General features: G+C 41.8%; 17 protein-coding genes. 10 read left to right on the top strand and 7 right to left on the bottom strand.

Annotated elements, in window-relative coordinates; all coding sequences use genetic code 11:
- Positions 1-99: 99 nt before the first annotated feature.
- From DESYODRAFT_RS18860 to DESYODRAFT_RS18835, 6 genes are all read left to right on the top strand, one after another.
- The gene (locus DESYODRAFT_RS18860; protein ID WP_007785520.1) at positions 100-2,664 is read left to right on the top strand and encodes an HD domain-containing phosphohydrolase; all 2,565 of its coding nucleotides are present in this window, start codon (positions 100-102) and stop codon (positions 2,662-2,664) included.
- Positions 2,665-2,838: 174 nt separating this feature from the next.
- Positions 2,839-4,422, top strand: a complete 1,584-nt coding sequence (gene spoVB / locus DESYODRAFT_RS18855; RefSeq protein WP_042339889.1) for a stage V sporulation protein B — start codon at positions 2,839-2,841, stop codon at positions 4,420-4,422.
- A 169-nt stretch (positions 4,423-4,591) separates the two neighbouring features.
- Positions 4,592-5,227 (top strand): HDIG domain-containing metalloprotein, encoded by a 636-nt coding sequence (locus DESYODRAFT_RS18850; RefSeq protein ID WP_007785517.1) that lies wholly within the window; start codon positions 4,592-4,594, stop codon positions 5,225-5,227.
- 67 nt (positions 5,228-5,294) lie between these two features.
- The gene (locus tag DESYODRAFT_RS27550) at positions 5,295-5,471 is read left to right on the top strand and encodes a DnaJ family domain-containing protein (RefSeq protein WP_007785516.1); all 177 of its coding nucleotides are present in this window, start codon (positions 5,295-5,297) and stop codon (positions 5,469-5,471) included.
- A 377-nt stretch (positions 5,472-5,848) separates the two neighbouring features.
- Positions 5,849-6,511 carry a fumarylacetoacetate hydrolase family protein gene (locus DESYODRAFT_RS18840; protein WP_007785515.1) on the top strand — a complete coding sequence of 221 codons (663 nt, stop codon included), beginning with the start codon at positions 5,849-5,851 and terminating at the stop codon, positions 6,509-6,511.
- Between the two features lie 65 nt (positions 6,512-6,576).
- Positions 6,577-8,073, top strand: coding sequence for an ATP-binding protein (locus DESYODRAFT_RS18835; protein ID WP_007785514.1), 1,497 nt, complete (start codon positions 6,577-6,579; stop codon positions 8,071-8,073).
- On the opposite strand, the gene DESYODRAFT_RS18830 is transcribed toward DESYODRAFT_RS18835, so the two are convergent.
- Entirely contained in the window at positions 8,054-9,076 is a 1,023-nt protein-coding gene (locus tag DESYODRAFT_RS18830) for an asparaginase (protein WP_007785512.1), read from the bottom strand. The genes DESYODRAFT_RS18835 and DESYODRAFT_RS18830 overlap by 20 nt on opposite strands.
- A gap of 102 nt (positions 9,077-9,178) precedes the next feature.
- Complete coding sequence (locus DESYODRAFT_RS18825) at positions 9,179-9,367, bottom strand: ferredoxin (RefSeq protein WP_007785511.1); 189 nt, start codon at positions 9,365-9,367, stop codon at positions 9,179-9,181.
- 491 nt (positions 9,368-9,858) lie between these two features.
- Here DESYODRAFT_RS18825 and aroF point away from each other — a divergent pair, with 491 nt between their 5' ends.
- Positions 9,859-11,001 carry a 3-deoxy-7-phosphoheptulonate synthase gene (aroF, locus tag DESYODRAFT_RS18820; RefSeq protein WP_007785510.1) on the top strand — a complete coding sequence of 381 codons (1,143 nt, stop codon included), beginning with the start codon at positions 9,859-9,861 and terminating at the stop codon, positions 10,999-11,001.
- A 97-nt stretch (positions 11,002-11,098) separates the two neighbouring features.
- Here aroF and DESYODRAFT_RS18815 read toward each other — a convergent pair whose 3' ends face one another.
- From DESYODRAFT_RS18815 to DESYODRAFT_RS18805, 3 genes are read right to left on the bottom strand one after another with little or no spacing between them, the layout of a single operon-like run.
- On the bottom strand, positions 11,099-11,914 hold the full coding sequence (locus tag DESYODRAFT_RS18815) for a GDSL-type esterase/lipase family protein (protein WP_007785509.1): 816 nt from the start codon (positions 11,912-11,914) through the stop codon (positions 11,099-11,101).
- A gap of 12 nt (positions 11,915-11,926) precedes the next feature.
- On the bottom strand, positions 11,927-12,937 hold the full coding sequence (locus tag DESYODRAFT_RS18810; RefSeq protein ID WP_007785507.1) for an ABC transporter permease subunit: 1,011 nt from the start codon (positions 12,935-12,937) through the stop codon (positions 11,927-11,929).
- The gene (locus DESYODRAFT_RS18805; RefSeq protein WP_007785506.1) at positions 12,924-13,844 is read right to left on the bottom strand and encodes an ABC transporter ATP-binding protein; all 921 of its coding nucleotides are present in this window, start codon (positions 13,842-13,844) and stop codon (positions 12,924-12,926) included. Before DESYODRAFT_RS18805 ends, DESYODRAFT_RS18810 begins: the two co-directional genes overlap by 14 nt.
- 175 nt (positions 13,845-14,019) lie before the next feature.
- Between DESYODRAFT_RS18805 and DESYODRAFT_RS18800 the strand changes: the two genes are divergently transcribed.
- Positions 14,020-14,346 (top strand): YnfA family protein, encoded by a 327-nt coding sequence (locus DESYODRAFT_RS18800; protein ID WP_007785504.1) that lies wholly within the window; start codon positions 14,020-14,022, stop codon positions 14,344-14,346.
- Positions 14,347-14,365: 19 nt separating this feature from the next.
- On the opposite strand, the gene DESYODRAFT_RS18795 is transcribed toward DESYODRAFT_RS18800, so the two are convergent.
- Positions 14,366-15,151 (bottom strand): XdhC family protein, encoded by a 786-nt coding sequence (locus tag DESYODRAFT_RS18795; RefSeq protein WP_007785503.1) that lies wholly within the window; start codon positions 15,149-15,151, stop codon positions 14,366-14,368.
- A 290-nt stretch (positions 15,152-15,441) separates the two neighbouring features.
- On the opposite strand from DESYODRAFT_RS18795, the gene DESYODRAFT_RS18790 reads away from it, so the two are divergent.
- Both DESYODRAFT_RS18790 and DESYODRAFT_RS18785 read left to right on the top strand, forming a co-directional pair.
- Positions 15,442-15,762 (top strand): autorepressor SdpR family transcription factor, encoded by a 321-nt coding sequence (locus DESYODRAFT_RS18790; protein WP_007785501.1) that lies wholly within the window; start codon positions 15,442-15,444, stop codon positions 15,760-15,762.
- Positions 15,763-15,767: 5 nt separating this feature from the next.
- Positions 15,768-16,439 (top strand): SdpI family protein, encoded by a 672-nt coding sequence (locus DESYODRAFT_RS18785; RefSeq protein ID WP_007785499.1) that lies wholly within the window; start codon positions 15,768-15,770, stop codon positions 16,437-16,439.
- A 110-nt stretch (positions 16,440-16,549) separates the two neighbouring features.
- Here the strand turns inward: DESYODRAFT_RS18785 and DESYODRAFT_RS18780 are convergent, their stop codons facing one another.
- Entirely contained in the window at positions 16,550-16,876 is a 327-nt protein-coding gene (locus DESYODRAFT_RS18780) for a DUF1904 domain-containing protein (protein ID WP_007785498.1), read from the bottom strand.
- Positions 16,877-16,918: the final 42 nt, after the last annotated feature.

Below are 16,918 nucleotides of genomic sequence, written 5' to 3'. Positions count from 1 at the left end.
AATGTCGTTTTCAAGGAAAAGGAGGAAGTTAGATCAACGAGATTTCTGGTTGTAGAATGTGGGATGGGATTTTTGAGGGGTAAGAGGAGGTTATGTTTCATGATGAATTCAAAACGGAAATATAACTTTATTTGGATCCTGGGCTTGACATTTTTGCTTGTCATCACGACCTATGTACAGGTTATTGCTGCTCCTGATATGAAATCTATTAGCGTTGTTATGGATGACAACTATCCTCCTTACTCATTTCGAAATACTCAGGGAGAACTGCAAGGAATCACAGTTGATCAGTGGAAACATTTTGAGCGCATGACGGGAATAAAAGTGAACATAACAGGGATGGCTTGGAATCAAGCCTATCAAAGTATGATACAAGGAAAGTTCGATGTCATTGATACCATCTCCTATCGGGAGGAAAGAGCCAAGTTCCTGGATTATTCCGAGCCTTATGCAACTATAGAAGTTCCTATATTTTTTCACAAGAATATTTCTGGAATTACGGATGTCAATTCGTTAAAGGGATTTAGAGTTGCAGCGAAAAAAGGGGATATCTGCATCAGTGTTCTCAAAGAAAATGGGATTACCGATATTGATGAATACGAAACAGCGGAAGCTATCGTTCAAGCAGCCAAGGATAACAAACTCGCATTATTTGTAATGGGAAAACCTCCGGCACTATACTACCTATATAAAATGGCAATTCATGATGAATTTAATTATACGAGTTCATCTGTATACACCAGCCAATTTTTCAGAGCTGTTAATAAAGGTAATTCAGGGCTTCTGACAACACTTAATGAAGGTTTTGCGAAGATTTCTAAGAGCGACTATCAGGCTATAAATAACCAATGGTTTGGTTCGAATATGCCAATTCATGAAATTCTCCTCTTCAGAGTGATCATCATCATCGGAGGTGCAGTTTTTCTGCTGGGATTGTTGCTATTTGCCTGGAATAGAACCCTTCAGCGAATGGTTAAACAAAGGACCTGCGAGTTATTTTATGCTCTCGAAGCGAAGGAACGAACTGAAGCAGAAATTCGATCGTTAAATACAGAACTCGAAAAGAGAGTTATAGAACGAACAGTACAACTGGAAGATCTGAATAGTGAGCTTGAAGAAAGCAATGCGATGCTTGAGGAACAGATCGGCAAACGTGAAAAAGTTGAAGAAGAAATCAGGCATCTGAATGAAGTTCTCGAAGATAAGGTAAAAATACGTACAAGTCAGCTGGATGAGCTCAATACCGTATTAGAAGAACAGAATGAGCTGTTGCGTGAATCACAAAGAGTGGCAAGTTTGGGAAGCTATGTTACGGACCTCAAAACAAGAGAATGGAAGTGTACGCAAGAACTTTATGAGGTTTTGGGGATCGATGCAGCTTATCCGCACACAAAGGAAGGGTGGCTGGGGATCGTTCACCCAGATTGGCGGGACCAGCTTTCTAACTATTTCTTGGATATTACAAAGGAACAGCAACGGTTTGATTTTGAATACAAAATCATTCGTCTAAACGATAAAGCAGAACGCTGGGTGCATGAACTGGGCAAGATTGAGTTTGATCACCAACATCAGGCGGTTCGTTTAATAGGCATGATACAAGATATTACGGATCGAAAGCGTGCTGAAGAGAAAATTCTCTATTTAAGCTTTCATGACCAACTGACGGGGCTCTATAATCGGCGCTTTTTTGAAGAGGAGTTAAAACGGCTCGATGTACCGGGAAACTATCCTTTAGCCCTTGTCATGGGGGATGTCAATGGGCTTAAGCTGATCAATGATTCCTTTGGTCATGCGACTGGAGATGAACTCCTAAAAAGCGTTGCGGAAGTGTTAGGCAAGGGCTGCCGAAACGATGATATTATTGCACGGCTTGGGGGAGATGAGTTTGTAATGCTCTTACCTAAAACGGATACTGAGGAAACAGAGCAAATTCTCAAACGCATCACCACCTTAGCTCTTCAGAAAAGAGTAGGTTCAATTGAAATCTCAATTTCGTTTGGATATGAAATCAAACGTTCCCAAGAAAAGAATATCCTTGAGCTATTTAAAAAAGCAGAAGATTGTATGTATAAGAAAAAACTCTTCGAAGGTCCAAGTATACGCGGAAAAACCATAGAGACGATAATTAGTACTCTTCATGAGAAGAACAGAAGGGAAGAACAGCACTCACATCGAGTTTCAGAACTTTGTCAGCGTATGGGAGAGGCGCTTGGTTTACGGGAAGGGGAAGTTCAAGAACTAAAAAGTGTGGGCCTGCTTCATGATATCGGCAAAATAGCTATTGACGAAAATATACTGAATAAGCCGGAAAAGCTAACCTCTGACGAATGGGAAGAAATCAAACGTCATCCGGAGATTGGGTATCGTATTCTCAGCACAGCCAGTGGTATGGGAGAAATAGCGGAATACGTGCTGGCTCATCATGAACGTCTGGATGGCTCAGGTTATCCGAAAGGCTTAAAAGGTTCAGGGATTCCCATTCAAGCAAGAATCATTGCCATAGCAGATGCCTATGACGCCATGACGAGTGCACGAAGCTATCGTGGTGCATTATCTGATGAAGTAGCTGTTGAAGAGCTCAAGAAAAATGCCGGGACCCAGTTCGACTCAGACTTAGTAAACCTATTTATTGATAACGTCATCCATTCTCCTCAGAAGACTTAAGGCGGCTTTACTCTAAAGGAGCTTTTCAGTTCGCAATTTATGAACTGGAAAGCTCTTTGTTGTTGAGTGAACTTGTTAGAGCGGATCTTAATAAATTCTTAATCTCCAAGGAGTTTTGAAATGCACTTTGCTTACATAGACATAGATCAAATATTGTGTAAGAAAGGTTTATGCATGAAGAAACAAAGTTTAGTCAAAGGGGCCTTTGTTCTAACTGTGGCCGCTTTTATATCAAAGATGTTGGTTTTCAGTAATTCCATTGTCTTATCTAGAGTTTTAGGTCCCGAGGGAATTGGATTAAAAAAGATGGTCATGCCCTTTATGGGCTTGATGATGACCCTTACCACCATCGGTTTGCCGGTAGCAATTTCCCGCTTAGTTGCCGAAGCAGATGCTCAAGGAAATCGGGAAAAAGTTAAGAAGATACTCATTATATCGTTAGTCATTACGGGAAGCTTAAGTATCCTCGCAGTTTTTCTCTCGGTTTTCGGTGGAAAGGTTTTAGCACGCTACTTTCTGACAGATCCGAGGTCCTATAATTCGTTCATGGCAATGATCCCGATTATTCCCATTGGGGCAGTTTCAGGTGTACTCAAAGGTTATTTTCGCGGAAGGCAAACTATGAATCCTATCGCTTTTGCGCAAGTCCTTGAACAAATTGTTCGGGTATGTTTAACCTATGTTTTAGTACAGCAGCTGATTCCTTTAGGTATTGAATATGCCGCGGCCGGGGCAGTGTTTAGCAGCGTGTTAGGGGAAGCCTGTTCCTTAATCTTCTTTATCGTCATGTTTAAAATCTCACATCATAGAAAATTCCGGGTATCTGGCCTTCGCTGGAGTCACGCAAGGGAAGCAAAAAAAGTTCTGAGTGAACTGCTGCAGACCGGACTGCCTACGACAGGCAATGGTTTTGTGATGTCAGTTTCCCGTGCTATGCAGCCGATCGTGATAACAAAAAGTCTGGCTATGGCTGGAGTAAGCACTGCCTTGATTACAAGACAATATGGGATGTTGACGGGTTTTGTCATGCCTTTGGTCTTTCTCCCTGGCTTTATCAACCAGTCACTTGGGGCTACTTTGGTTCCGGCTATTAGCGAAGCAAATGCTAAAAACAACCTTCATCTAATTAACCGCAGGCTGAATCAGGCTGTTGGGGTTGCCTTGATCGTTGGAGTACCCAGTACTATTTTGCTGTATATATATGCCCATGAATTAATGTCAGTCATCTACCATGCACCGGCAGCGGCTCCATTGCTCAAACTAATTGCGCCGTTTTTTTTGTTGAATTATCTTCAGTCACCCCTTCAGTCTGTTTTAGTCGGAATGGGTTATGCGAAGAGAGCGATGATCAACAATATCCTGGCCAAATGTACTACGGTAGCTCTTATTTATCCGCTGGCTTCTAATCCGTCGCTGGGGATCAAGGGGGTTATCCTGGCTATTTGTATTGGCGTCATTTTGGAAACGATCCTGCATTACTTTGCTGTCCTGAAATTAACTGATTATGCTCTGGATACCCCAACTATCATTAAGATTTTGGGAGCAGGCATGGCTATGGGATGCATTGGAAGGGCATTCTTTATATATCTCAATGATTCCCTGCCTCAATTGGGAGGCACCTTAATCCTGCTGACAGGAATCCTGGTCTCTGTGATTGTTTACCTATTGTTGTTAGGTTTATTGAAGGTAATTCGCCGTCACAATATTATAAAGATTCCTTTGATAGGCAGGGTTCTATACGTATTATTTCCTAAGTGATCTTAGCCAAAAAAGCCGGCATTTAACAGCTAATGGGTAAAGAGCATGTATTTTTCCCGGACTGGGCGGATGATAGGGAGGACATAAGAGGAGACTGAAAAGAAGTGTATTAAAACTAGAAAGCAGGGTAAGCATAGAAGCAACTATTATTATATTGGAGCAAGCTAACATGCAGACGTTTATGGAATTCGATGCTCATTTAATGAGTGACAAAAAACCTTCAGACTACTTTAATAAGTTAAGTAAAACAGGAATTTTTGAAGAAAAATATCCTTATACATTACTGGGCGACTTAATAAAAGTACCCCAATCTCCGAAGCATCATCCGGAAGGCAGTGTTTGGAACCATACCATGTTAGTTATCGATAATGCGGCGGAAAGGAAACATCTTAGCCAAAATCCTAAGGTACTGATGTGGTCTGCTTTGCTCCACGATTTGGGTAAAGCGTCTGCAACGAAGATAACTAAGGGAAGAATAACATCATACGACCATGATAAAATAGGAGAGAGGCTTGCCGGTAAATTTCTAAAGGAATTTACTCGTGATCAGGAATTCATACGCCGGGTTGAAAAACTGGTTAGATGGCATATGCAAATACTCTTTGTTACGAAGGGATTACCCTTTGCGGATATCCGAAGAATGGCTTCAGAAGTTTCCCTTGATGAAGTAGCATTGTTGGGACTATGCGATCGCTTAGGAAGAGGAAATATGACCCTTGACAAAAAGCTGGTTGAGGAAAAGAGTATAATTTCGTTTTTAGAAAAATGCCAAACCTATTTGCAGGAGAAAGGTATAGCGACTTAATTGGCAAACTTATGAGTTCTTCATATAATAAAAAAACCACTCATTTAGATTGTCAGGGGGCGGCAGCATGAAGGATATCTTTAGTGTTCTTACTGAACGGAGAATTCAAGAGGCTATGGCCAGGGGGGATTTTGATAACCTTTCTGGTGCAGGAAAACCTTTAAAGATCGAGGGGCTTTTCTTTCTGCCCCGTAAACTTAGAGCTGCATACATTGTCCTGAAAAACTCCGGCTACCTGGATTAAACCAATACAAACGATTTTATTCCGCCATTCACGACAGATGATTTATGCGTACATAAGTCTGCAACTATTACTAAAAACGAGTTTTCCGAAAAAGTTTATAATCATCAGGTTATGATGGATTGCAGAAGGATGCGTAATAACTAAATATAAACGTGAATGCCTGGACTGCAAGGTGTTTCGCATATTAAAGCGAAGCACCTTACTGTTTTGTTTGAAAGCAAAACAGTTCCCTGCAGAGAAATAATCGTCAAGAGTTAAATGGGTTACGATTGATAAGAAGGAAATTAAAGAAATATGTGGTAATGTTATGTATGGGAGTAACAAAATATTAAGAAAGATTGGCATAGAAGAAACTATTAAATTAAGGAGAGATTATTGTGGAAATAGTTGAAAGTAATAAACCCTGGATTGGCGAGGGCATCAGAAACATTTATTGTGTAGGTCGAAATTACGTTCAACACGCACAAGAACTCAACAACGCAGTTCCAGACGTTCCGTTATTGTTTACAAAGCCGACACATTCTTTAGCTGAGGCCAACGGTCATGAGATAATCTTCCCAGGAGACCGTGGAGAAATCCAATATGAAGCAGAACTTGTATTCCATATTGGCAGAGGATATGAACCTGGGATTAAGCTTGATGATCTTGTCGATCAAATAGCTATAGGTATTGATTTTACATTACGTGATGTTCAAACAGAATTAAAAGGAAAAGGCTATCCTTGGTTACTTGCCAAAGGGTTTATCAACTCTGCTGTAATAACGCCCTGGCAGTCGTTTGCAGGGCTTAATGCATTAATGGAACTTGACTTTTCTTTGGACAGAAATGGTCAAGAGGTTCAACGGGACAATATGAAAAACATGATCTTCGACTTACCGACGGTCGTTGGATATACTGCGATGCACCTGGGCCTTGGTCAAGGGGATATTATTTTCACAGGCACTCCTGCTGGTGTCGGACCAGTCTCAGACGGAGATAGTTTCACCTGCAAATTGGCGGACAATGTTTTAGGGAGTTGCATTATAAAACTTTCAAAATAAGTTTTTCATAAAACAAACAAACCCCTTTTGAAATGCCTTAATCTTTTAGGAAGAGTGGTATATAAATGCCTAAAGAGGAAGAGATCAAAGAGTTAAAACAAAGAGTTGCTGGTCTTGAGAGAGAAAACAGACAACTACAAAGAGAGATTGAACAAATAAAAGCCGTTGAACAAGAATTAGCCGCAGCAAATGAAGAGATGATAAACATTCTGGAAAGTATTAGCGACGCTTTCCTTAGCATAAACCGGCAGTGGGTAATAACCTATGCTAATAAAGCAATGATTAAAGCACTTAAAGCCAATGGGAATAATTCTAATATAATAGGAACCAACTTTTGGGAAGCATATATGTATGGTAATGAAGAGATAAAAGACGCTTGCCTGAGCTCAATGAATGACAGGCAGTCATCAAGATTTGAAACCTACGCGCCAATAATAGGGTATTGGGCGGATTGCAGTATTTATCCAACCGATAACGGAATCGCAGCATTTTTCCGCAATATAGATGAACGAAAGAAAAACGAAAAGATTATTAAAAAGGAGCATCACCGGCTGTATGCATTATTTGATAGCTTTCCCGGCCTGATCTGTCTTCAGGAAGAGAACTTCATGATACGCTTTGCTAATAAGAGTTTTCAAGCAAAGTTTGGTCCTTGTGAAGGCCAACCTTGTTTTAAGGCTATCGTAGGCTTGACGTTACCGTGCCCGGATTGCTATACTCCATATCTTCTTCACAACCCTACGGCTCTGTGGAATGAATTAGCCCTTGAGGACCGGACCTATGAAGTATATACCCGGCCCTTTATCGACGCTGATGGAACGACGTTAATTCTCAAAGTATTGATTGATGTAACGGATAGAAAGAGGGCTGACCGGGAATTAGCGCGTTTGGAGAGGTTAAATATGGTAGGGGAAATGGCAGCAGGTATCGCTCACGAGGTAAGAAATCCACTGACTACCGTTCGTGGTTTTCTGCAGCTGCTCGATTCTAAGGACAATACTAAACATAATCATGATTATTATGAGTTAATGATTCAAGAATTGGATAGAGCAAATATGATTATGACGGATTTTCTGTGTCTCGCTAAAGAAAAATCGGCTGGCTTCACACAAATTAATATAAAGGCTATAGTAGAATCTCTTGCCCCCCTCTTATCAGCGGATGCTCTTAATCAAGATAAAGAAATCAGCCTTGAACTTGAGGAAGTTCCGGATTTTCAGGGGAATGAAAGTGAACTTCGGCAGCTGCTCCTCAACTTGGCCAGAAATGGATTTGAAGCGATGAAAGTGGGTTCGACTCTCACCATTCAAACGTTAGCTTGGGAGGATTATGTAATACTTAAAGTATGTGATCAGGGTGATGGTGTAGATCCCATGATATTTGAAAAGCTGGGCACTCCGTTCCTGACAACAAAGGAGCGGGGAACTGGATTAGGGCTGGCAATTTGTCAGAGAATCGCTGCACGGCATAATGCAGTCCTGAATTTTGAATCGACTCCTACGGGAACTACAGTTACAGTCAAATTTGCCTGTAAAGATTATTCTAAGTTGATTGTTCAATAGTCTTTAGGTGGAAGACAGGAAAAACCTTTCCTACGATATTCCCGAAATTATTTGTATTATCGAGTTCCCTATATTTTTTCAGGGAATTGAGTTCTTCTTTTGTTAAAACATTTAAATCATCGAGGCATCTGAGAACGGTCGGCCCTATTGTTCGGTTGGTGTTGCCATCTTCAATTTTAATGGCTAAACCAATATCCCTGTCTTTAACTCCGATACAATATACTCCTTCCGCACCGAGCTTAGCGGCAAGTTTTCCATGAGTGCATCTTAATAACTCTGTACAAAAGCCATCGGTTCCTGCCACCATTTCCGGGTGACGGTTCATCGCCCTAAATAGTTGCTCACAGGCAGATTTATACTCTTCGTCAAGATCTTGGGGATTTGCGAATTTGGCAAAGCCAAGTGCCATATTGTAGAGGGGCATGCCATATACCGGTACTGAACATCCATCTGTTCCAAGCTTTATATGTTTCTCGTTAATCTCGCAGATGGTTGAAACTGTTTTCAAGATATCCTTTTGAAGAGTATGAGTTTCATTGGTATAGTCATGGATACTAAGACCAGTATGAACACAGGTGGCAAGCATACCTGCATGTTTACCTGAACAGTCGGAATTCGTTGGATTAAGTTCAAAATGCTGGGATACTAATTCAAGGGCATAGGATGGGTTGATTGACAAGGTAGTCCCGCAGAGGAGTGAGTCGATTGGGAGGCCGATTTTTTCCATAATGCCTGCAACAGTATCCCGATGGAATTGCTCTCCATAATGTGATGCACACATTATGGAGAGTTCAGCATCACTAAAGTCAAACCTTTTTGCTGTTCCGCTTAAGATGACATTAAGCGTTTGAAGAGGTTTTCCGGCGGATCTAATGTAGGTAATCTTATAGGGATCTCCTATATACGCTAAAACCCTGCCCTGCTTGTTGACAGCCACAGCATCTCCTCTGTGACAGCATTCGACTAATGGTCCTCGTGAGACATTGATAAGTATTTCCGGCAAGTTCGAATCACCCCATATCAAGTTAGCTCATTATCTAGTTTGAGATGTTAGAGATATCAATATGCAGGGTTGGAGTGTTTTACGAATATTTATAAAGTTGGCTTACCCTTCTAAAATTATGGCAGCTACTGGGCAGCTTTTTGCTGCTAACTTAGTTGCTTCTTCGACATCTTGAGGAATCGGATTTAAATATGCTTCGGCAATCTCATAGCTATTCATCCTGAATACCTGAGGGCAGATCGCTTCACAAGCACCGCAGCCGATACAATCTGAATTCACGGTAGCAAACATTGATTACGGGCTCCTTTCTCTAACACTATTAATCAATTAAAGTCAGAATAACCCAGAAGCTGAATAGGAGTCAATGTGAAAGGTAATATATTTTTATGGTATTGAAATCTATCCCGTGGAGTGCTATTATTATCTAAACCGTTGATGGGGAAGTAAAACCGCAAGACCAGCCACACAGAGAGCCGGGTATGGTGGAAGCCCGGCAGGTAATGGAGCGGGTAAATGGGCCTCAGAGGGTGGAGCGAAAAAGCTTAAGCTTTAGTAGCTACCAACGCAAAGCCAGCGTTAAAGGGCAAAGGGTGTGTTGGCACTCTGCATGAGAGGATGCATGTATTTGTGCATCTGTTAAGGTGGTACCGCAGATTAACGTCTGTCCTTATTCAAGGACGGACGTTTTGTGTTATGGCCACTCTTCGTTCTATTTCAATATAGGAATGGAACGTGCAGAGAAAAAAACCCGCAAATGATAAAATTTGAGGGAGGCTATTATTATGAAGGACCTGATTTTGGCGGGGCGAAAAGCTGAACGAAGTGTAATTGAGGTCAATGGTGTCACAATCGGTGGAAACGAGATTATTCTAATGGGAGGTCCCTGTGCTGTCGAATCCAGTCTCCAGATGAGCCGTTCAGCCGAGACAGTTAAAGAAGCGGGAGGAAAAATTCTCCGGGGCGGGGTTTTCAAACCGCGCACTTCTCCCTATAGTTTCCAAGGATTAGGCTTAGAAGGAGTAAACTATCTTGTTCAAGCCGCCAAAGAACAAGGCTTGCTGTGTGTAACCGAAGTGATTGATGCACGAAGTTTGGATCTGGTCATTGACAAAGTTGATATTATTCAAATTGGTGCCCGGAATATGCAAAATTTTGAACTCTTGAAAATAGTAGGCAGAATCGACAAACCGGTTATCCTTAAAAGAGGATTATCCGCAACCGTTGAGGAGTGGTTGTTAGCCGCAGAATATATATTATCTGCCGGCAATTCACAGGTTATCCTTTGCGAACGAGGTATTAGAACGTATGAACCTAGTACACGAAATACCTTAGACCTTAGCGCTGTCGGAGTGGCTAAAGAACTCTCTCACTTGCCGGTTATCGTTGATCCCAGCCATGCGGCCGGGCGCAGAGATTTAATTTCCTCCTTATCCAAGGCAGCTGTTGCAGCGGGCTCTGATGGCTTGCTCATTGAAACCCACCCTAATCCAGCCGAGGCCACTAGTGATGGACCCCAGTCTCTTACTCCGGAACAGTTTATCCAATTAGCCCAAGAGCTTGGAGCGGTCGCAGCTTCGGTTAAGAGATCCTTCACTTATGGGAGGCATCAACCAGACACCATCGAATCCCTGCGAGCACAGATTGATAGTGTTGATCAAACGATTCTCAAAAAATTGGCAGATCGCATGCAAATCGTTCGAAAATTAGGGGATCAAAAGCGTCTGGATCATGTCAAAGATTCCAATCGGCAAAAAGAAATTGTCCAGCGCTTAGTAAACCTGGCCACAGAACTGGAATTGCCTGCTGAATTAGTCAAGAAGATATATCCTTTGATTTTTGAGTTCGGGGTTCAATCTCAAATTAAAAACAGATTGGCCCAAGAAAAGGAATTGGATCGAACAATATACCCTTTGGGCAGTAAATAAATAGAGTAAGTATTGGGAACGAAACCAATATTGTATGTAAAGACAAGGTGTGATAACAAATCCAGAGATTAGTTTGTTATCACACCTTGAGTTTTATCTATAGTCCGGAGATGATTATTTCCACCGATTTACTAATTCTATTGGCGAGTACTTGATACCCTGCCGAATTTGGATGCAGGCCATCCTGAGCAATATATCTCTCCAAATTATATTTCAGTAAGTCATGGGTAGGAATAAAAATCGTCTTCCCATCTTCTTCAACGAGTTGTTGGGTATTATAGTTCCAAGTGTTTAGAAGTCTGGCATCTTCAAGACTGGTAGCTCTTTCGTACGGATTATAAAGACCTAGAAAAACTATTATGGAATTCGGGTTGGTTTTCCTTAGTTCTTTAAACATTAGCTTTAAATTGTTCTGATAAGTGTTTAGCCTCACATTAAATTCCTCTTCTTTTTCAAGAGTATTCAACGTAAGGATGCTTCGAACATCATTTCCGCCGATAGAGATAAGGATGACATCTGAATTGGTGATCAGTTTCTCAAGCCGTTGACTTTGAAGTTGTTCCAGAAGGCCTAGGCTTTCCAGACCATCTATGCCTGCGTTCTGTACAAGGATCTCTTTAGAAGTGTTGTTTTTAAAATTCTCTGTTAGATAGCCGGAAAACCCTTTGCTCTTTTCGTCTCCCGTTCCTTTAGCAACAGAGTCTCCCAAGATAAGCAATTGGATGGTGTTCGGATTCTTTGACAACTGTGTGGAATCCTCTGGGGTTTGGGTTATTGGGATTGGGGGTGCCGAGGACGGTTGAGGGCTATCCATAGTTGTGATCATGATCGCTTGATAGAATCCGCTGGCTAAAACGATGAAGCCCGCGCAGGCGATTGCAAGAATAGAGTACCACATGCTCTTTTTTAACATGTTCCTGTCTCCTTAGACCAGAATATCTTGGTTTATAAAGTAGAGAAAGCTAACAAGGAGCGAAGCGATCGTCCATCCTACCAGAACCGTAATCGAGAACAGCATCGTCATCCCTTCGATCGGTTGGAACGATCCCGATAAATAATCTGTAAGCCGTAAATTGACCATGAACATATAGCGTGTAATTTTCCAATCAGAGAGAAAGTAGCTGATAAAATTACCCGCTACGAGGGTGGACATGATAATTCCAATGGAAGCAGCCGTACTTTTAACAAGAATAGAGATCATAAACGAGATACTGCCTATGACGACTGCTACAAAATAAGCTAAGGAATAAACCATGAGAGTATAGTGCCACTGAGGGACATTGAGAACTGTGGAGGTATCCAGTTTTCCCGCTATAACTTTAAAACCTGTCGCCACCGGGGCAAGCCATCCGCCGAAACCGAAAAAGAAGCCTGAAATAAGTACGGATAACACAAAAGCAAAGCATAAGACGATGATCTCCAAGATCCTCAAGGTCAAATATTTGCTGAGCAGAATCTTCCATCTGGGAACATTTCTGACGAGGAGCAATTTAATGGTTCCGTTGGATGATTCTCCTGACACCATATCGGCAGCCAGCATAATAATTAATAGAGGCAGAAATAAGAAAATCGATTGTTCCATAAATTTAGTGGTAAATTTCGCTGCAGACTGTTCTAACGGGTTAATATTATTATCGAGGTTATATTGTAGTTGTTCAATTCTTACCCGGAGTGAGGATTTATCGTTCTCATCCCTATAAGGGCTATCGAGCCTGTTTTTCATATCAATTAACTGTTGGTCAGCCAGCTTGCGCCAGTCATCCGTTGCCGCAATTCCCATTCGTTGAGTAAGTTGGGCCTTAGTTCGTTCGGTGGTATGGTTTTGACCATAGGCAAAAACTGAGATTAGCACAACAAGAATGGCAAAGACAAACATCAGTCGCTTCTTGGCAATCATCTTGATTACTTCATTTTCTATCAGGCTAAACAATTTCATCACCTTCCGTAAGGTCCAGAAATAAATCTTCTAACGTGGTTTGCTTTGCCGAGCAATAGGTAAGTGCCAGCCCTTCCCGTATTAAAAATTCATTCAGCTTATCAAGGGGATGTTGGCCTATGTCAGCGCAGATCGTATTCTTCTTTAGCTGAACAGCTTCGATTTGCCAATGGTCCCTGAGCAGAGTGATTGCTTTATCAGGAGCATTTAACTGCCATTCTATCGCATCATTGTGTTTTAGTATTTCTTGAACATGGGCAGTTTTTATGACACTTCCCTGTTTGATAATTGAGACAATATCACACATTTGCTGTATTTCCAACAATAGATGGCTCGATACAAAGACCGTCATCCCTTCCTCATAGGCAAGTTTACGGATTAAGGTTCTGAACTCTGTAATACCGGCAGGGTCGAGGCCATTTGTAGGTTCATCCAGAATTAAAAGTTTGGGTTTTGCGATAATGGCCTGAGCAATTCCTAAACGTTGACGCATACCTAAAGAATAGGTACTGACTTTGTCATTGACCCGATGCTGAAGCCCAACCATTTCCACGACGTCTTTAACCCGTTGTTGACTGATAGTTTTATTCATGGCGGCAAATTGCAATAAATTTTCCATGCCCGTTAAGTATTTGTACATATCAGGGCTTTCAATTATGCAGCCGACATTAGACAGAGCTTTAACAAACTCCTTAGTTACTGAATAGCCGCAGATCCTCACAGATCCTTCCGTAGGTTTTATTAATCCGACAATCATGCGTATGGTTGTTGTTTTTCCCGCACCATTAGGACCAAGAAAACCAAAAATTTGGGAAGGATATAATGTCAAGTCTACCCCTTTGACGATGGCCTTACCTTTAATTGTTTTTCTTAAGTTTGTTAGTTCCAAGACCGGAGCTTGCTGCATAAATACTCCTTTAAATTTAGTTTAAAAATAATGTCAGATTGATTTTTTTATTATAAATAAAATGTGCTCAAATGGGAAGTTGTATTTAAATATAGTGTGTTATTAATTCCAAAGAACGTTATAATATTCATGTCATCCTATCAATAGTTGATATGAATATGGGGGGAATGATTTTATGGTGCAGGCTATTTTCCTATTCATACTGGCAGGTTTAGCCGAAATCGGAGGAGGGTATCTGGTGTGGCTTTGGCTTAGAGAAGCCCGGCCTGTTTGGTACGGAATAATTGGGGGACTCATCCTTGTTCTTTACGGTATCATACCTACTTTACAGAAGTTTCCGAGTTTTGGCCGTGTATATGCCGCCTATGGAGGGGTTTTCATTATTTTGGCCGTTTTATGGGGATGGGGTATCGATAAAAAAGTTCCCGACACCTATGATTGGATAGGTGCCGTCATCTGTATGGTAGGTGTCTCTGTCATGTTATGGGCTCCCCGGCATTAGTATTTGCAGCCAATGATCACTATCGACCGTATTTGACAGCCTGGATCTCGGCTAGGATAGCTAAGGCGATTTCTTCAGGGGTTTCTCCCCCGAGATTGAGACCAATGGGAGAATGAATTTCGTTTATGGTCTCTCGCGCAACCCCTTGTGCCTCGAGATGTTGGAAACACAAAGCAACCTTTTTACGGCTGCCAACCATTCCAATGTAACGGTGCGGCTTCAGGATTGCCGCTGCCAGGGCTGCTTCGTCCAGCGTATGTTGATAGGTACAGATTACAATTGAGGACTGTTCGGTTGTTTTGTAGTTCTTGAGTTCAGTGACAATATCTCCGGATATCAACTCATTAGCATCCGGGAACCATTCTTTCGTGAGCATCCCGGGCCTGTCGTCAATAATCGTGATGAAATAGCCTAAAACCCTTGCGAATTGATAAAGGGCTCGGGCGATATGACCAGCACCAGCGATCAATAAATGATCAGGCTGTTTAAAAACACGAATAAATAATTCAATTTTACCCCCACAAACCATCGCAAGTTTCTGGGGGTCATTTGATTCAACTTCAAACTCATAGCGTATGGTCTTGGAAACTCCTTCTTTAAGGCATTCGGCTGCTTCAAGTGCCGCTTTGGATTCTGCAATCCCTCCGCCGATTGTGCCTTCTACTAAGTGCCCGTCACGGTCAACCAGCATCATGCTGCCAACCCCACGGGGACTGGAACCTTCCGTTTGAGTAATCATGACGAGCGCAATATCTTTACGCTGCTCAATGGCCTGGGCCAATCTCTGGATTACCTTGTTATTCAAAATCTACACCTCGCTTTTTAGAATACTTACCAATTTGTTTCTTGTAAAGTTGTCTATTTAAAATAGGTTATGTTTGGATAAGGAGAATAGTAAGTTCAGGGCATCTTAGCCTTTCAGCTTAGAATTAGTTTACCCCCCAATAATACGTAAAATATGGAATCAGAGAGATAGACTTGAATCATTGGAGCAATTGTTGTAAAATAAACACATAGACATTTAGAAGTTTATCTAAATATATAAATATCCAAGTATCTAAACTAACTGTTGTTTTAATGTCTGGAGGGGGCCAAATGGGGGTGATTTTAATGTCCCATCAGGACACATTCAAAGCGTTGTCAGATAACACTCGTCGTCAGATCCTCAGGTATTTAAAAGAAGGGGACATGAGTGCCGGGGAAATCGCTGAGAAGTTTAATATGTCAAAGCCAAGTATTTCTCATCACTTAACCCTTCTTAAGCAAGCCGATTTGGTTAGTGACCGGCGACAAGGGCAAAGTATCATCTACTCGTTAAATACTTCAGTGTTTGAAGAACTATTAGGCGTAATCATGGAATTTATCCGTAAGACGCCGGGTGAAGATGAGGATCGAAATAACATCAAAAGGAGCTGAATGGTATGACCGAAATGAAAAAGGCTAGAGATGGCCGATTGTTTATTATTTTGTCAGGGATAGTGGTGCTTGTGTCATTAATTGCTGGACTTATCTTATACCCTCAGTTACCCGAACAAGTTCCTTCTCATTGGAATGCGGCAGGAGAGATTGATGGTTATATGGGGCGGCTGGGTGGAGCCTTTTTTCTGCCTGCAGTCATGTTAGGCCTACTAATAATGCTGACGGTTATTCCCAAGATCGATCCTAAGAAGAGAAATTACCAGTCAATGGGAAAGGTTTATTCCTTAGTTGTTTTCACAATCATCGTCTTTATGGGCGCTATCTATGCCGGAACCATTGCTGCTGTATACGGGCATCCGATGGCTGTTCCGCGTATTGCAATGCCGGGGATCGGCTTACTGTTAATCATTCTCGGTAACTATATGGGTAAGATTAAGTATAATTACACCTTTGGTATCCGAACGCCCTGGACCTTGGCCAGCGAAGAGGTGTGGTACAAAACTCATCGTGTTATGGGGCCATTATGGGTTGTGGGCGGACTGATTCTCTTGCCGGTGGGTTTTTTGCCGGCAGGTTGGACTATGCCTCTGATCGTTGGTGTCAGTGTGCTATTATCGCTGGGTTCCATGGGGTATTCCTTCCTAGTATACCGTAAAATAATGAAGGACTCTTAATGACATCACTCCTTGTAAGAATGGCCTGCAATTTACTTGCAGGCCGCTTTTGTTCACTTTATCATTCCTACTGCCAGAGCTCCCCGCTGGCCGTATTCATCAAACTATTCTCAGTAATGCTCTCCATTCTCGTAGTAGCGAGGTTTCTCTAAAATTGTAAACATAATATCGACGCTCGGGCAGCCCGCTTGATTAATCAAGCGGCTGATGGTTTTAGCAACTTGATCTTGAGCCTCTTGCCCCCGGTCGAACCAGGCAACCTCCACAAAAGGATAGCCTGAAACTATCTCCCCATTTTGAATAAAGGTAGAGTTAATGACTTCAAGGGTGAAGTCATCCTTTGGGGAGTTTGTCAGCAGTGCCAGTTCGTCAATAAGTTGACTGCTTAATTTAAGGATAGTGTTTGTCCCGATTCCGCGAATTTTAATTTGGGGCATTATGAATCCCTCCATATAATTTTTATTACAAGGTGTAGTCAG

The organism is Desulfosporosinus youngiae DSM 17734, from assembly GCF_000244895.1.
Lineage (GTDB): Bacteria > Bacillota > Desulfitobacteriia > Desulfitobacteriales > Desulfitobacteriaceae > Desulfosporosinus > Desulfosporosinus youngiae.
Note: the sequence above shows the minus strand (reverse complement) of the source record. Positions and strands in the feature narration are given on the sequence as shown.

Excerpts from the sequence above, each read along its gene's own strand:
- DESYODRAFT_RS18850 (WP_007785517.1), top strand. The coding sequence starts at position 4,592 with ATGCAGACGTTTATGGAATTCGATGCTCATTTAATGAGTGACAAAAAA.
- DESYODRAFT_RS18785 (WP_007785499.1), top strand. The coding sequence starts at position 15,768 with ATGACCGAAATGAAAAAGGCTAGAGATGGCCGATTGTTTATTATTTTG.
- aroF (WP_007785510.1), top strand. The coding sequence starts at position 9,859 with ATGAAGGACCTGATTTTGGCGGGGCGAAAAGCTGAACGAAGTGTAATT.
- DESYODRAFT_RS18790 (WP_007785501.1), top strand. The coding sequence starts at position 15,442 with ATGGGGGTGATTTTAATGTCCCATCAGGACACATTCAAAGCGTTGTCA.
- DESYODRAFT_RS18860 (WP_007785520.1), top strand. The coding sequence starts at position 100 with ATGATGAATTCAAAACGGAAATATAACTTTATTTGGATCCTGGGCTTG.
- DESYODRAFT_RS18780 (WP_007785498.1), bottom strand. The coding sequence starts at position 16,876 with ATGCCCCAAATTAAAATTCGCGGAATCGGGACAAACACTATCCTTAAA.
- DESYODRAFT_RS18815 (WP_007785509.1), bottom strand. The coding sequence starts at position 11,914 with ATGTTAAAAAAGAGCATGTGGTACTCTATTCTTGCAATCGCCTGCGCG.
- spoVB (WP_042339889.1), top strand. The coding sequence starts at position 2,839 with ATGAAGAAACAAAGTTTAGTCAAAGGGGCCTTTGTTCTAACTGTGGCC.
- DESYODRAFT_RS27550 (WP_007785516.1), top strand. The coding sequence starts at position 5,295 with ATGAAGGATATCTTTAGTGTTCTTACTGAACGGAGAATTCAAGAGGCT.
- DESYODRAFT_RS18825 (WP_007785511.1), bottom strand. The coding sequence starts at position 9,367 with ATGTTTGCTACCGTGAATTCAGATTGTATCGGCTGCGGTGCTTGTGAA.
- DESYODRAFT_RS18800 (WP_007785504.1), top strand. The coding sequence starts at position 14,020 with ATGGTGCAGGCTATTTTCCTATTCATACTGGCAGGTTTAGCCGAAATC.
- DESYODRAFT_RS18805 (WP_007785506.1), bottom strand. The coding sequence starts at position 13,844 with ATGCAGCAAGCTCCGGTCTTGGAACTAACAAACTTAAGAAAAACAATT.
- DESYODRAFT_RS18835 (WP_007785514.1), top strand. The coding sequence starts at position 6,577 with ATGCCTAAAGAGGAAGAGATCAAAGAGTTAAAACAAAGAGTTGCTGGT.
- DESYODRAFT_RS18810 (WP_007785507.1), bottom strand. The coding sequence starts at position 12,937 with ATGAAATTGTTTAGCCTGATAGAAAATGAAGTAATCAAGATGATTGCC.